This window comes from Thalassospira sp. CH_XMU1420-2, from assembly GCF_037029325.1.
Lineage (GTDB): Bacteria > Pseudomonadota > Alphaproteobacteria > Rhodospirillales > Thalassospiraceae > Thalassospira > Thalassospira povalilytica.
Genome location: NZ_JAYMEG010000001.1, coordinates 752,146 through 767,636, shown reverse-complemented (window position 1 = coordinate 767,636; position 15,491 = coordinate 752,146). Strand labels below are relative to the sequence as shown.

The 15,491-nt window shown below is 55.4% G+C and carries 14 protein-coding genes; 5 read left to right on the top strand and 9 right to left on the bottom strand.

From position 1 onward, the window contains the following. Nucleotides 1-102: 102 nt before the first annotated feature. The 5 genes from WA429_RS03415 to WA429_RS03395 form a co-directional block, all read right to left on the bottom strand. Nucleotides 103-681, bottom strand: coding sequence for a DUF3035 domain-containing protein (locus tag WA429_RS03415; RefSeq protein ID WP_101245513.1), 579 nt, complete (start codon nt 679-681; stop codon nt 103-105). A 54-nt stretch (nt 682-735) separates the two neighbouring features. After that, nucleotides 736-1,206, bottom strand: a complete 471-nt coding sequence (gene lspA, locus WA429_RS03410) for a signal peptidase II (RefSeq protein WP_101245512.1) — start codon at nt 1,204-1,206, stop codon at nt 736-738. Between the two features lie 68 nt (nt 1,207-1,274). Continuing rightward, nucleotides 1,275-4,115, bottom strand: coding sequence for an isoleucine--tRNA ligase (ileS, locus tag WA429_RS03405; protein ID WP_287464281.1), 2,841 nt, complete (start codon nt 4,113-4,115; stop codon nt 1,275-1,277). 93 nt (nt 4,116-4,208) lie between these two features. Beyond that, entirely contained in the window at nt 4,209-5,165 is a 957-nt protein-coding gene (locus WA429_RS03400) for a bifunctional riboflavin kinase/FAD synthetase (protein ID WP_287464282.1), read from the bottom strand. Between the two features lie 231 nt (nt 5,166-5,396). Beyond that, a complete protein-coding gene (locus tag WA429_RS03395; RefSeq protein WP_206926814.1) occupies nt 5,397-5,834 on the bottom strand; it encodes a MaoC family dehydratase in 438 nt (145 codons plus the stop codon). 263 nt (nt 5,835-6,097) lie between these two features. Here WA429_RS03395 and WA429_RS03390 point away from each other — a divergent pair, with 263 nt between their 5' ends. Next, entirely contained in the window at nt 6,098-6,889 is a 792-nt protein-coding gene (locus WA429_RS03390; RefSeq protein ID WP_101245510.1) for a class I SAM-dependent methyltransferase, read from the top strand. Here WA429_RS03390 and WA429_RS03385 read toward each other — a convergent pair whose 3' ends face one another. After that, a complete protein-coding gene (locus tag WA429_RS03385) occupies nt 6,890-7,681 on the bottom strand; it encodes a sterol desaturase family protein (RefSeq protein ID WP_250281902.1) in 792 nt (263 codons plus the stop codon). A 208-nt stretch (nt 7,682-7,889) separates the two neighbouring features. Between WA429_RS03385 and WA429_RS03380 the strand changes: the two genes are divergently transcribed. The 4 genes from WA429_RS03380 to WA429_RS03365 all read left to right on the top strand — a co-directional run bounded on the left by WA429_RS03380 (nt 7,890) and on the right by WA429_RS03365 (nt 13,481). Then, nucleotides 7,890-8,918, top strand: coding sequence for a M23 family metallopeptidase (locus WA429_RS03380; protein ID WP_287464283.1), 1,029 nt, complete (start codon nt 7,890-7,892; stop codon nt 8,916-8,918). A gap of 314 nt (nt 8,919-9,232) precedes the next feature. Beyond that, nucleotides 9,233-11,695, top strand: coding sequence for a bifunctional diguanylate cyclase/phosphodiesterase (locus WA429_RS03375; RefSeq protein ID WP_287464284.1), 2,463 nt, complete (start codon nt 9,233-9,235; stop codon nt 11,693-11,695). A 535-nt stretch (nt 11,696-12,230) separates the two neighbouring features. Further along, complete coding sequence (locus WA429_RS03370; protein WP_101245506.1) at nt 12,231-12,557, top strand: hypothetical protein; 327 nt, start codon at nt 12,231-12,233, stop codon at nt 12,555-12,557. 60 nt (nt 12,558-12,617) lie between these two features. Beyond that, nucleotides 12,618-13,481, top strand: a complete 864-nt coding sequence (locus tag WA429_RS03365) for an NUDIX hydrolase (RefSeq protein ID WP_287464285.1) — start codon at nt 12,618-12,620, stop codon at nt 13,479-13,481. Nucleotides 13,482-13,632: 151 nt separating this feature from the next. On the opposite strand, the gene WA429_RS03360 is transcribed toward WA429_RS03365, so the two are convergent. From WA429_RS03360 to WA429_RS03350, 3 genes are all read right to left on the bottom strand, one after another. Further along, nucleotides 13,633-14,112: a hypothetical protein gene (locus WA429_RS03360; protein WP_287464286.1), complete on the bottom strand. Its 480-nt coding sequence runs from the start codon at nt 14,110-14,112 to the stop codon at nt 13,633-13,635. Nucleotides 14,113-14,215: 103 nt separating this feature from the next. Continuing rightward, nucleotides 14,216-14,677 (bottom strand): hypothetical protein, encoded by a 462-nt coding sequence (locus WA429_RS03355; protein ID WP_101245503.1) that lies wholly within the window; start codon nt 14,675-14,677, stop codon nt 14,216-14,218. Between the two features lie 126 nt (nt 14,678-14,803). After that, nucleotides 14,804-15,466, bottom strand: coding sequence for an NnrU family protein (locus WA429_RS03350; RefSeq protein WP_287464287.1), 663 nt, complete (start codon nt 15,464-15,466; stop codon nt 14,804-14,806). Between the last annotated feature and the right edge of the window lie 25 nt (nt 15,467-15,491).

Here is a 15,491-nt window from a genome sequence, read left to right as displayed (position 1 = left end):
AGCGAATATGACAGAACAAGGGCGCGAAATCTCCGCGCCCTTGTTCATTCTGTTCAAATTTTCGTATGTCGCTGCAAAGCGGCCGGTCCGATCACAATCAGATCAGAAAATGTCTTCCAGCCAGCCTTTTTGCTTGCGCTCGATCACCGGGGTCGACCCACCGCCCGAGACATTATCCCCCAATGCCTGCTGGTCGCGGATGCGCTTTGCCTCGGCAGCCGGATCAACAACGGAATTCGGATCCTGTTTTTCCTGCCAGAACAGCAGATCGTCGATCACGCTTTCGCTTTCGGAAATAAAGATCGAGGTTTCACGATCGACGGTCGAACGGATTTCCGGATCGGCATATTGCGCGCCCGATGCAGACAACAGCGCAACCTGGCCTTTGCTGCCGGTGCCGGAAATGTCGCGTTTGACCTTGGTCGGGTCATCGCCAACCAGAATGCGGCGCGCCTGATCGGTGGTCGAGCCGGTCTGCGGACGGGACGCACCCGGTTCAGGAACGCGCATGGTGAAATCAGGCGGCAGGCTGAGCGGCGCACGCGAAACGACCTGGAACTCGTCCGGGGACTGTTTGTTCAGGCCAAAGGTTTCACGGGTCGATTCACAACCGGAAACACCAAGTGCAAGTCCGCCAAGCAGCGCAATTCTGAAAATACTGGTCGTAAGCTTCCGGGCCATTTGTGCCTCTTTACCACTCCGGGACCGGGATCAGATCACCCGGCCAAAAATTCATCAGGCAGATTTTTTACCGCCAAAAAGGGAATCGATCAACAGTAGCGCGGCACCAACCGTAATTGCACTGTCAGCGACGTTGAAGACCGGCCAGTGATAACCGGCAACATGCAGATCGATAAAGTCGGTCACAGCCCCGTGGCGCAAGCGGTCGACAAGGTTGCCGATCGCACCGCCGACAATCATGGCCAGCGCCAGACGCAGCATGGAATCACGCGTCCGCCACATCCAGACACCAAACCCGATGGTGATCGCAGCAGTCACCGCAATCATCACCCAGGGGGCCTGCCCCTGGAACAGGCCGAACGACACGCCCGGGTTCCATGCCAGAACAAAATTCATGAATGGCGTGACTTCAATCACCCGAAACGGATTGGACAAGCCGTCAATGGCAAGGGCCTTGGTCCACTGGTCGACACCAAACACAATCGCAATGACGATCAGACCAAACACAAAGGCACGATGTTTCATTGATACTCTTTCTGACTTGCCGGTATCAGCCTGCACCAAGGCAGGGCTGATACCAGAAACCACAGACCTTACTGGTCCGCGGTAATTCCCATTTCATCAACGGCATCTGCACAGCGGTTACAGACGGTTTTATGTTCTGCGTGGCTGCCGACTTCCGGCAAGGTCTGCCAGCAACGTTCGCATTTTTCGCCATCTGCCAGCGCCGGAACAACACCAACACCTGCAACATCATCAAGGGTATAGGCACCATCCGGTGCGTCACCCGTGATCAGTTCGATGTCAGATGTAATGGCGATTTCGGCAAGATTAAGGCCGTCAAGTGCTTCGACATATTCAGCCGTTGCGTAAACCTTGGGCGCGGCATCGAGGCTGGCACCAATGCGTTTTTCCGCACGTTCAAGTTCCAGCGCACCGGTGACAACACGACGCAGCTTGCGGATCTTTGCCCATTTGGCAGCAAGAGCTTCGTCTTTCCAGCCATCCGATACCGTGTTGAAGGTTTCCGAATGGACCGAGCTTTCCGCACCATAACGTGCACGCCATGCCTCATCGGCGGTAAAGCACAGAACCGGTGCCAGCCAGCGCACAAGGCAATCAAACACGCGATCCATGACCGTGCGGGCCGCACGACGGCGCAGGCTGCTTGGCGCATCGCAATAAAGCGCGTCCTTGCGGATATCAAGATAGAAGGCCGACATGTCGAGCGCACAGAAGTTGTGCAGTTCGATGAACATGGTGTGGAAGTCGAAATCAGCCGTCGTCTTGCGCACCATATCGTCAAGGTGGCTCAGACGATGCAGGACCCAGCGTTCAAGTTCCGGCAGTTCGTTATCAGCAACTTTTTCCGCATCATCAAAGCCGGCAAGGTTCCCCAACAGGAAGCGCAGGGTGTTGCGCAGACGACGATAGATGTCGGAATGGCGCTGAATGATTTCGTGGCTGATGCGCAGATCATCGTGATAGTCGGAACTGACGACCCACAGACGCAGGATGTCGGCACCAAGCTTGTTGATGATGTCATTTGGCGCAATCACGTTGCCCAGCGACTTGGACATCTTGCGGCCTTCACCGTCCAGAACAAAGCCGTGGGTCAGAACTGCTTCATACGGCGCGCGACCGCGGGTTCCGCATGATTCCAGAAGCGAGCTGTGGAACCAGCCGCGATGCTGATCCGATCCTTCGAGATAAAGGTCCGCCGGCCATTTAAGGTCCTGGCGTTCTTCGAGCACGAAGGCATGGGTCGAACCGGAATCAAACCAGACGTCAAGAACGTCGGTGACCTGTTCATAGTTCGCCGCGTCGTATTTGTCGCCCAGGAAGTCCTGCGGATCGCGGGTGAACCATGCATCAGCACCTTCTTCGCAGAAGGCTTCATACACGCGATCCAGCACCCCCTGATCACGAAGCGGCTGACGGGTATTTTTATCAATGAATACCGTGATCGGCACCCCCCATGCGCGCTGACGCGATACGCACCAGTCCGGACGGTTGGCGATCATGGAATGCAGACGGTTGCGACCGGCTTCGGGCACAAAGCGGGTTTCATCAATCGCCTTGAGCGCCTTTTCACGGAGGTCGTTATCCTGCATGGAAATGAACCATTGCGGCGTGGTGCGATAGATGATCGGGGCCTTGGAACGCCAGGAGCACGGATAGGAGTGCTTGAGACGGCCACGCGACAGCAATGCGCCAACTTCGATCAGTTTGGCGATGACGGCTTCGTTGGCGTCGGCTTCCTTGCCGTTTTCATCATAGATGCGCTTGCCGGCAAACATCGGAACGGTCGGGTAATAGGCACCGTCACCATCCACCATTTCCGGAATTTCCAGACCGTATTTCAGACCGGTCTGGTAATCGTCAGGGCCGTGGGTCGGTGCAGTATGGACAAAGCCGGTACCGGTATCGGTCGTGACATAATCAGCTGCGAGAAGCGGCACGTCAAAGTCATAACCCTGCCCGCGGAACGGATGGGCCGCAACCGTGCCGTCAAGGTCTGCACCCTTGAAGGTGCCGACAACCTTGTGCCCGGTGATGCGACCGTTTTTGCACAAGTCTTCAAGAAGGTCGGTACAAACCGCCATTTTCTCGCCAACGGTGGCCCATGCTTCTTCAGCCGTTTCGGTGACTTCGATCACCGCATATTCGATTTCCGCACCATAGGAAATTGCGCGGTTGCCCGGAATGGTCCAGGGGGTGGTGGTCCAGATGACGATGGTGGCGTCTTTCAGGACATCAACCTTGGTCTCGGTGACCGGAAAACGCACATGAATGGTTTTGGAGGTATGGTCGTGATATTCGACTTCGGCCTCGGCAAGGGCGGTCTTTTCGACCACCGACCACATGACCGGCTTGGAGCCCATATAGAGCGACCCGTTCATCAGGAATTTGCCAAGTTCGCGGGCAATCGATGCCTCGGCCTTGTAATCCATGGTGACATAGGGATTGTCCCAGTCACCCATCACGCCAAGACGTTTGAATTCTTCGCGCTGGACATCAAGCCATTTCTGGGCGAACTCGCGGCATTCCTTGCGGAATTCGGCAATCGGAACATCATCCTTGTTCTTGCCCTTGGCGCGATACTGTTCTTCGATTTTCCATTCAATCGGAAGACCGTGGCAATCCCAACCCGGAACGTAAACTGCGTTCTTGCCCAGCATCTGCTGGGAACGGGTGATGACGTCTTTCAGGATTTTGTTCAGCGCATGACCGATATGCAGATGGCCGTTCGCATAGGGGGGGCCATCATGCAGGACAAACATTTCACGGTCGGCAGAAATACCGCGAATTTTGCCATAGAGGTCCTCTTTCTTCCACTGCTCGAGCAGGGTGGGCTCCATCTTTGGCAAACCCGCCCGCATCGGGAAATCGGTCTGGGGCAGGATAACGGTTTTCTTGTATTCGACACTCATCGTGACGGTCCTGTCGTCTTGAACAAATTAAAAGGGCGAACCCCCGGTGAATCCGCAAAAAGCGCGCGGATCATAGCGGGTTCGTCGACAAATTCAAATCTTGCCGAGAATCTCTTTGGCTGCAATCACATCAGCCGCAATCTGGGCCTTAAGGGCATCAAGCCCGTCGAACTTCTGTTCGCCCCGGATAAAGCCGTGCAAACGGACCCGCACGTGGCGATCATAGATGTCCTGATCGAAGTCAAACAGGTGTGCTTCGAGCCCGGCATCGTCATCGCCGCCAAAGCTTGGCCTTACACCAATATTGGCGACTCCGGGCACCCAGCGTTCAACCGTCTGGCCATCCGCATCAGAAATCAGGCCAAGCTCGATGGCATAAACCCCGAATTTCGGACGCAAGTGATCGCCAAGCGCGACATTGGCCGTCGGGAAGCCGATCGTCCGACCACGCGCATCACCATGGGCAACAATCCCGGCAATTTCCCACGGACGCCCCAGAAGGTGGGCGGCGTCTTCGGGGCGGCCTTCGCGCAGGGCCTGACGGATGGCGGTCGACGAATAAATGATCCCGTTATCGTGGGTCACAGCTTCGACCGCGGTCACGCCAAATCCGGATTTCTCGCCGATGGCACGCAACAGATCGACATTGCCTGCCCGGCCCTTGCCAAAGCAGAAATCCCAGCCGACCACCACATGTTTGACGCCAAGTCCCTTGACCAGAACGCGTTCGATGAATTCTTCGGCACTCATGGCGGCGAATTTGCGATTGAACTCGGCCTCGTAAAACAGATCGATATCGATGCTGCCCGCAGCGGTTTCGCGATCCTCGGCCGAGGTCAGGCGAAATGGCGGATCATCGGCACGGAACAACATGCGCGGATGGGGCTCGAATGTCAGGATCGCAAGCGGCACACCGAGATCGCGGGCAATTTTGCGTGCCTGATCCAGAAGCGTCTGATGCCCCAGATGCAAACCGTCAAAATTGCCGATCGCCACAACAGCGCCGCGCGCCTCATCGGTCAGGTTTTCAAAAGATCGAAAAACGCGCATCCGCGCCGGTCTCTCTTTGCTGCTTTTACCCATGTCAGCCGATCGCATATCGGCAAATCCAGCAGGCAGCTATAAAGGTCCCGCCCCCGGAGCGTAAAGACTTTTCCGCTAAAAAAGCGCAGCCCGTCCTGCATGGCTGATACGACAGCCGTCAAGATCATCCAGATAAGGAAGCGTCTTTGGGGCTGCAAGCGGCAGGCGAACAAACATCCGCCTGCGCCAGATCATCGGTTAACCGCGGCTTGGCACCATGACGGTTGCTTCGCCCGAAATCACGCAGCGATCCCCGACATAGCAATTGGTTTCAAGGATCGCGCGCTTTTTACCGGCAATGATTTCACGCACGATAACCTTGGCCGTGACGGTATCGCCGATCCGTACCGGTGCCTTGAATTGCAGGTTCTGTGACAGATAAATCGTGCCGGGCCCCGGCAGGCGCGTCCCAAGAACCGTGGAAATGAAGCCGGCCGACAACATCCCATGGGCAATGCGGCCTTCAAACATCGTGGTCCGGGCATATTCATCATTGAGATGGACCGGGTTGGTATCCCCCGACAGGCCGGCAAACATGACGATATCGGTTTCCGTCACGGTTTTGGCATAGCTTGCGGCCAGCCCCACCTCGAGATCTTCGAGATACAGCCCTTCCAGTCCGTTCAAATCTTTCATTTCCTCACCTTCCTTGCCTGTCATGGTCGGATTTGACCAACGCGTTATCGCGCTTATGGTTAATTTTGCATCGCAGCATTTGTAACTTTATTGCGCAATTTGAAATTTGGGCAATCCCTATTTCGTCGAATAGGCAAAACTGTTGGACTTGCAATAAATGAAATCAGCGACACATCAGGTACTTGGCTGATGTGTGGGGCATCCGTCATAACCACAAAAAAGATGCCGCCAACCGGCCGCCAGCCCGAAGGAAACAACACCCGATGAACATGACAATTGCCGATACCTATGAAATCGCAATGGGCCGATGGAGCCGCCGTTTGTCGCGCAGTTTCCTTGATTTTGTCGCGGCCCCGTCTTGCGGGGCGCTGGTGGATGTCGGGTGCGGTACCGGCAGTCTTACATTGGCCGCGGCCACCCGTTATCCCAAGGCCGACATTGTCGGGATTGACGTGATGCCCGACTATATGACCGACGCGCTGCGCAATTCCGCGCCGAACGTACGGTTCGAGACCGGGGATGCCACCGCCCTTCCCTTTGCGGATGACAGCTTTGACACAGCCTTTTCCCAGCTTCTGTTGAACGATCTTGACGGACCGGCTGGTGCAGTTGGCGAAATGGTCCGGGTCACCCGTGCCAAAGGCCGGATTGCCGCAACCGTCTGGGACCGTGTCGGGGGCCTGACATTCATCCGGCTGTTTCTGGATGTGGCGGCGCTGCTTGCCGATGGCGAAGGCGAAGAATTGCGCGCCAAGGTCTTTGATGTTCCCTATCAGGATGAAGACGATCTTTTTGATCTTTGGTCCGATGCGGGACTGGAAGATGTTTCGACAGCCACACTGGCCGTCAGGATGGATTTTATCGATTTCGACGATTACTGGCAGGCCCTGATGGGGGCACACAGCCTGATCCGGAATTTCTTTGCCAACCAGCCCGCCGATCTTGCCCATGAAATCCAGCAGGCCACCATGCGGGCCTATCTTGGTGGCAAACCGGACGGGCGGCGGTCCCTTGTGGCATCGGCCCTTGCGGTGCGCGGGATCGTGCCGGCCTGATTATGGCTGACGGAACGGCAACCACAACACGCCAAGCAAGCTTTGGCTGTTGCGGTCACGGAATTCTTCAAGCCCGATCTGCATGTCATGATCATTGGTCCGGGTGTGATCGGTATAGCTGACAAACAGCCGATCCCAGACCGACAGGATGTTTCCATAATTGCTGTTGGTTTCATCCATGACGCTGGAATGGTGCACCCGGTGCATGTCCGGTGTGACGATCAATAACCGCAACGCACGATCCAGACTTTTGGGCAGATGGACATTGCCATGATTGAACAGGGCAAAACCGCTTAGCATGCTTTCATAAATCACCACCGCCCACGGGTCGGCCCCGATCAGCAAAACGAAAAAGGATTTATAAAGCGCCGAGGCCACAATTTCGAACGGGTGAAAGCGCACGGCCGTTGTGACATCAAATTCGACATCACAATGATGCACGCGATGAAACCGCCACAAAATCGGGATCATATGGGCCAGGCGGTGCTGCCAATATATGGCGCAATCAAGCACGATGATCGTAATCACCCCGCCCAGAAGTGCCGGCATCCCCACCAGGTTGTTCAGTCCAAGCCCCTGTTGCTGTGCCCAGATGGCCGTCGCAATCATCACCGCACCAATGGTAAAGCGCGCAAGTGCCGCACTGACCAGCAGCAACCCGAAATTGGTCAGCCAGCGCATAGGCCGCCGCACCACTTCCTTGGGACGATAGGGGGCGATGGCTTCCCACAAGGCCATGACAGCAAGAATGGCCGCGAAAATCCCCAGTCTCAGCAATCCGTTCTGATCCATTCCAAAATGCCCTGGTCGTTGGTCCGCACAGCTGTTTGACAAGAATTTGCCACCCCGGCGGGTTTGATCACCATATAGGAATTGATAGCGATACCTGCCCTTACGAACAATATCTTGCGCGTCGCAGATGCATCACCTTTGTGTTAGATAATAAGTGTTTCGTGATAAATCGCAGTTTTAAACAGTTTGATAATAACAAGGAGGCCCCATGCCACACCCATCCGGACATTTACGGACACTTTTTCTGACCGTGTTCGCAACCCTGTCCCTTGGTGGTCTGGCAAAGGCAGATGGGCCGCCCTTTGATCTTCCGGTCGATTGCCCGAACAATACATGTGACATCGTCCATTATGTCGATCACGATCCTGGCCCGGAAATCCGTGATTATGCCTGTGGCACCACGACCTATGACGGTCATCGCGGCACCGATTTTTCCGTTCCCGACGAAGCCACCATGCTCGAAGGTATTTCTGTCCGGTCTGTTGCCGATGGCACGGTGGTTGCCCTGCGCGAAGGGGTCGAAGACATTGATTCAGGCCGACTTGCCAAAAACAGTCTGGATGGCATCGAATGTGGCAACGGGGTTTTGATCGACCATGCCGATGGCTGGCAAAGTCAGTATTGCCATTTGCGGCGCGGCTCGATCGCGGTCAAGAAAGGCGACCGGGTCACACGCGGACAGATGATTGCCGAAATCGGCATGTCCGGTCAGGCAACATTCCCGCATCTGCATTTCAACTTGCGCAAGGATGGCCAGCTTGTGGATCCGTTCAGCGGATCGGCAATGGGATCAAGCGACCGCAGCCAGTGTTCGGCCGATCAGGCTGTACTGTGGTCGTCATCGGCGCGTGCCCAGCTGACCTATCATGACATCACGCTTTACGGGCACGGCTTTTCAATGGCGCGCCCGAACGCATCCGATATCAAGCGCGGCTATGGCAAGGAAACCGAACTGCCCCGCACAAGCCCCGGACTTTATTTCTGGGCTTATCTGATCGGGGCCAATAATGGCGACGTCATCCGGCTGAGCTTGCAGACCCCGACCGGCAAGGGCGGGCATCGCGACTTTGTAATTGATCAGCCCAATGATCAGGGACCACGCGCCAAGTGGTTCTATATCAATATGGACCGGCCGGGTGCTGCATGGCCATCGGGCAACTATACCGGCGAAGTCATTTTCACCCGCCCAGGCAAACAGCCAAGGACAATCGGGCAAACCGATCTGACGATCCGCTAGGCCGTTATACTTCAACCCAAATCAGTCCCCCACCGCGCCCGGCCAGACCGGGCGCGATCCATTTGGTATGCGCAAAACGCAACCAAATGAACCGCCGGTATTTTACTGCGTGATCTGCAATTGATACGCAGCCGTAAAACAGTAAACGTGGAATTTTACTAAACAAATTCCGGTCCGAATTCCTGTATTCGCGAAAACAATTGCACGGACATTACATTATCATTTGCGTTGATTGTAATTCAGGAATTAAAATCAAATCAGCAAGCGGCCTTACGCATTGAAACCATTGAATAATGAAATTTATCGGCGTCTGAATGTATAGAATATATGACTGCCTAGCGACCCAGCATGACATTGTATTGGTTCTGGTTGCCATCGCAATCGGCCTGGGCGGAATTCATACGGCCTTTAACCTGTATGCGCGCGCCTGTATGGGGCGGTTGCAGCAACGGTTTGCATGGCTGTTTCTGACCGGCGTAGTCACCGGTGGCGGCATCTGGGCCACCCACTTTATCGCGATGCTGGCTTATGACCCGGTCTTGCCGGTCGGATATGAGCCCGTTCTGACCGCAACGTCGCTTGTGATTGCCATTGGCGCAACCATGTTCGGCTTTTCGATTGCATCGGTCGCCGGACCGCATTTGTTGCTGTCGCGGCTGGTCGGGGGCCTGGTTGTCGGTCTGGGCATTTCGGCGATGCATTTCACCGGCATGATGGCCATGAGCGTGCCGGGCGTCATCAGCTGGCATATGGATATCGTCATCGCAGCCATTCTGATGGGGGCGGTGTTCGGGATGATTTCGCTGTGGCTGGCCGGCCCGGCGCGGACGCCCAAACAAAAGCTTCTGGGCAAGGTCAATCTGACCGTTGCCGTTGCAACCATGCATTTCAGTGCGATGGGTGCCCTTATTGTTACCCCGGACCCGACGGTTCCGGTTCCGGCCCAGCTGATTTCGCAGCAATATCTGGCGATTGGCGTTGCGATTGTCGCTGCCCTTCTGATTGCGATCGGCTTTGTCACCGCACTGGTTGACCGCCAGATGCGCGCCCATATCAACAACCGCATGCACATCCTTGGCGATTCCGCGATCGAGGCCCTGGTCCTGACCCAGAACGGGCGGATCATTGATGTGAATGAAAGCTTCCTGCGCCTGACCGGGACCAAACAGCATGACGTTATCGATCAGGACTTCTTGGCGCGCTGGCTTCCGGAAACGCCATTGGCATTTCAGCAGGGCAACCTGAATTATGTCGAGACGTCCTTGCGGCTGGAAAACCAGAAAGAGCTTCCGGTTGAAGTCATTCGCCGTGAAATTCCGGCCGATGACATTGCCGATGACACCACCATTTTCGGTCTGCGCGACCTGCGTGAACGCTATGCGGCGGAAAAGCATATCCGGTTCCTGGCCGAACATGATTCACTGACCAAACTTCTGAACCGGACGACCTTTAACGACCGTCTGTCAGAGGCGCTTCAGGAATCAGACGAAACCGGCGTTCCGACCACCGTGATGTGTGTCGATTTCGACCATTTCAAGGAACTTAACGACAGTTTCGGCCATATCGCCGGGGACCATGCGCTGCGTGAACTTGGTGAACGGCTGGGCAAACTGATCAGTGATGAACTGACCATTGCCCGAGTTGGCGGTGACGAATTTGTGGTGTTGTTGCATCATCAGAACCGCACCAACCCCAACAGCATCAAGACCCATACCCAGGAAGTTGCACAGAAGATCCTCGATTGCATCGCACTTCCGATCTTTATCAATCAGGAAAACCGCGCCAAATTGTCGGCCAGCATCGGGGTTGCCCATTATCCGCAAGACGGTGCCGATGCCGAAAGCATCCTGTTCCATGCCGATCTTGCGATGTATCGGGTCAAGCAATCGGGCGGCAATGATGTGGTGTTCTATTCTTCCGAAATGGATGAAGAATACCGTTTCAAGCGCCAGCTGGCGTCCAATCTTCGGGTGGCACTCGAAAACGAGCAGCTTGAACTTTATTACCAGCCGCAATGCCATGCCGATGACAAGGAAATCCAGTCATTCGAAGCGTTGCTGCGCTGGAAGGATGCCGAACTTGGCCAGGTTCCGCCGGGCCGTTTCATTCCGATCGCCGAGGAAACCGGCCTGATCATTCCGCTGGGCGAATGGGTCTTGCGCACCGCCTGCTTTGAGGCGGCCGGCTGGGACAAGCCGCTTGGCATCGGGGTCAATCTTTCAGCAGTTCAGCTTCAGAAACATGAACTGCCCGAAGTGGTTGCCGCCATCCTTGAGGAAAGCGGTCTTGATCCCAAGCGTCTTGAGCTTGAAGTCACCGAAACCGCCCTGATCCACAACCCGGCACGTTCGATGAAGATCCTTTCCGACATCAAGAAACTTGGTGTGCGGATCGCCATGGATGATTTCGGGACCGGCTATTCATCGCTGGCGACCTTGCAGAACTTCCCGGTTGACCGCATCAAGATCGACCAGTCCTTTGTCACCAAGCTGGTGGGCAATGCCCAGGCCGGGGCGATTGTCCGGGCCGTCATAAATCTGAGCCGTGACCTGGCGCTTGATGTCATTGCCGAAGGTGTCGAAACCGATGAACAGGCCAACTTCCTGACCGATCACGATTGCCGGGCAGTTCAGGGATACATGTTTGGTCATCCGCGCCCGATCAGCGATTACGCCCATATCGTTCACCCCCAGATACCCGCGCCCGAACCAGCGCCGGAACCCGCCAAAAGCGGCAAAAAACCGGCGAATCGGCAAAGCGGCATCGAAACCGTTTAATCAGGTTGCGGGCGATTCCCCCTATCCTCGGGGGGATCGCACTGCAAAAAGCCGATTTGTGACAAATTCGACGAGAAAAAAGCGACCTTTTCCACGCAGTTGAAAGTTTTTTGACGTTTTTTGACTCACAAGCCTTGTATCGCGGCCATTGCCCTGCATATATTTGTCGAGTGCCCTGTTGGCACGAACAAGCTACCTGTCAGAAGACGGAGTGAATATGATGAATAAGCGCAAAGCCGTTGCTATCGCCGTTGCTCGTGAACAGCAAATTGCCCGTTCGATGGAAATCCTGTTCGCAGGCACCATTGTGGCCCTGATTGCATCGCTACTGGTTCTCTGATCCAGTTATCGCCTTCATCATCCTGTGATCTGTTTCAAACCAGCCGGTTCTGAAATCCACCCTGCTTAGATAGCTTCATGACCAACCGCCACATTTTCACTGCCATCATTACGCGAATTATCTGCCCGGTTGTCTAAGGACACCGGGACGTACCTGTTCGCCTGTTTGATGCACTGAAAATCCGTGAGCATTGTCATGACCAATCATGGTTTTGCGGCGTCCCAAGAAGACGCACGCACCCCAAAATCCGTTTATTGCTTTTCTGTTCATGCGGCTGCTGAACCCGATGTGATGCCGCGCGTTCTTGAACTGTTTGCCAAGCGCAATCTGGTCCCGGCCAGTTGGCATTCCACCGTTGCCGACGGCAATCGCGGTTTCGAAGAACTGCAGATCGACATTCAGGTCCAGCAGCTTGAAACCAAGGTGGCAGAACATATCGCGCGCTGTCTGCGTCAGGTTGTGCACGTCAACACGGTGCTGACATCGGAAAAAGGCTATTCCAATTCTGCACTGAGCGCGTAGGCTGTCGCGGTCGCAGCGCTGCCCCACCGGGCAGCGCGTTCCACCCGACAGGAGTCCCAATTGGCTTATCTTGTCCATATCAATGCCTGCAACAACGCCAACCTGTCGCGCTATGCGCGGTTTCGCATTGATGATCAGCCGGTCGGGGCCATTCGGTCGGACTTTGCCACGGCACTTACCGCACTTGGATCGGATTTCATCCGCGACGAGAATGGCGAATACGGCTTTGCCGCGCATATCGAAACGCCGGAACATCGCAACGAAGTCCTTGTCGATGCGACCCGCCGCCTGTGCGAACAGGGGGTGATCAAACGGCTTCACGGTGAAAAGTTCGACATCCGCAATCAGTTGTCCGATCCCCCACTTTGTCAGTTGGACCGGTTTGCAATGCCCTATTTCGGGTGCCGGTCGTGGGGCGTGCATATGAACGGCTTTGTGCGCAAATCCGACGGGATTCATATGTGGATTGCCCATCGCGCCAAGGACAAGCCGACCTATCCCGGGATGCTTGACAATATGGTTGCCGGTGGCCAGCCGACCGGGCTTGGTTTTCGCGAAAACATGATCAAGGAATGCGCCGAAGAAGCCGGCATTCCCGAAAGCCTGTCCCGCCATGTCCGCCCGATCGGGGCAGTTTCATATCTTTATGAGACTGCCGAAGGACTGAAACCCGATGTCATGATCAATTTCGATCTCGAACTGCCAGAAGATTTCATTCCACAATGTACCGACGGCGAAGTTGATCGGTTCGAATTGCTGCCCCTTGCCGAGGTCGCAGAAATTGTCCGGTCGGGTTTTGATTTCAAGTTCAATTGCGCACTGGTGGTGATTGATTTCCTGATCCGCCACGGCTATCTGACCGCAGACAATGAACCAAGCTATGGCGAACTTCTAAGCGGGCTGCATCGCCCGTTAAATGTCTGACAGTTTGTCCCAGGCGTTCTGTTCCGTTCCGTCCCGGTTTCTGACCTGCGATCCCTGCCCCACCGACAAAAAAGCACCCGTAACCGGGTGCCATATGCAAATCCGTATCGAAACAGGGCGGCATTGATGCGTGCCTGCCCGGTTAGCTTGGTTATTGGCGCGTATTGGGTCCGCCCATCAACGCCCCCACCGCCATCACGGTCAGTTTGGCACGCAAGTCGGGATCGAGCCGGTCTAGATCACCCTGCTTGCTGCGCAGGGCCTTTACCGCCTCGTTGATCAGTTCCTGACGGCGTTCATCGGCTTCGGTCGGGATTTTGCTTTTTTGTTTGCCAAGTTTGGCATCAGCCGCATTCAGGGCCTTCATGATTTCGGTGTGCGGGGTGTCTGACTGTTCTGTCAGGGTCTCGGCCAGGGCAAGGGCGCGTGCTTCTTCAAGCGACATGCCTTCATCCTGATGGGCAAGGGCACGGTCTTCGATGCGCCGCGCCTGACGGGCCTGGGCGGCCGCCTGTTCGGCGGTCGCCGGGTCACGGACCTGAAGGGATTGCGCATCGTTATAGGCACGAATGGCATCGCGGCCCTTCTTGCCGACAAAGACGCGCATCAGCGTTTCCTTGAGCAATCCCATCAATTGATCCTTCGATTATTTTTCCCGCACGGGGATTCAACCATTATGCACATAAAGGGTTTCGAAATCATTGCCCGGCTTCGTGCGCGAAACCGGCAATGATTTAAATATGTTGTGCAACACGGCCTTCTTCAACTGCCAGAATATAGGCAATCAGCGCTTCGCAATCGGCTGTCTGAAGATGTTCAAGATCACAGACAAAATCGACATTCGCACGCGCCGGATCATCCGAATGGCCAACAATGCCGAATTTGACATATTCCGCATCCATCGCATCAAGTGCCGAGATCAGATCGGCAACACTGACCCGGTCCGGGGATGTCATGGATGTTCGGATCAGCACCAGCATGTCGGCATCGCAATCAATAACCTGGCGGGCAATTGACTGGGCATCGGAATGCGGCGGGGCGACATCCACATCAAAACCGCCATCGGCAAACAGGGTGGCGACATGTTTGTGATGGGCCTGTTCCTCGGACGAGGCGGTGGCCAGAAGAAGCCTTGGATGACGGCCTTCTATTTCTGCAAATCTGGCAAGATTGGTCGCGAGTTGGGGAGACGTCATGATACCTCGCTTGGTTGTGCCCGCGATTGCCAAAAGCGACAAACGCGGGACATATCTTTGCGGTATGCCTTTGCCACAGTATCCCTTTGATCGCCGGGGCTGACAAGCCTTGCGCTGCGAGTGCCCCTACCAACCGGCCAATTCAAGCGGATTGACCCCGATCACATGGGCATGCCCGCCCAGAAGCACGGCATAAATCACACAACCAAGCAGCAGATCACGCCACCTGATCGCCCCTTTGAGCAGCCCGGACGGCGAAAACCGCCGAGTCCCTTGTAAAATTGCATCCCGACGGGCCGCAGACATGTCACGCAGGCGGATTTTCTCCATGCGCCAAAATCCGATCAGGGCAAAGACTGCACTGCCGCCAAAAAAGATCACTGCCACCAAATCGCCATTGGCAACGACATGGCCAGCCCCCCACAGCATCACGCCCAGCAACAAAGGATGACGGCAAAAAAGATTGATGCCCGGACGGTCCGGATCAAAGCCGGATCGACGCCCGATTGACAACGGACAGGGTTGAAGAATGGCGCAGGCCCACAAAATAGAAGCGGGTAACATGATGATAATCAACAGTTTTGCACGCACAGGATGAAAATCCCAAAGCCATGACGACTCTGCTGCGATCACCTCGTGAATGACCCATGCAAACAGGATGGTCGAAACAAGTGAGAAACCAACAACATAGGCCCGATACCCGATCAGACCGACGATTTTACCCCTGAGCAGACCGGGAATGATATGTGCCCCAAGGAAAACCGCGAGCGAGATGAAAAACCAGACCAAAGTGCGATCCCCTCTTTACATTGCT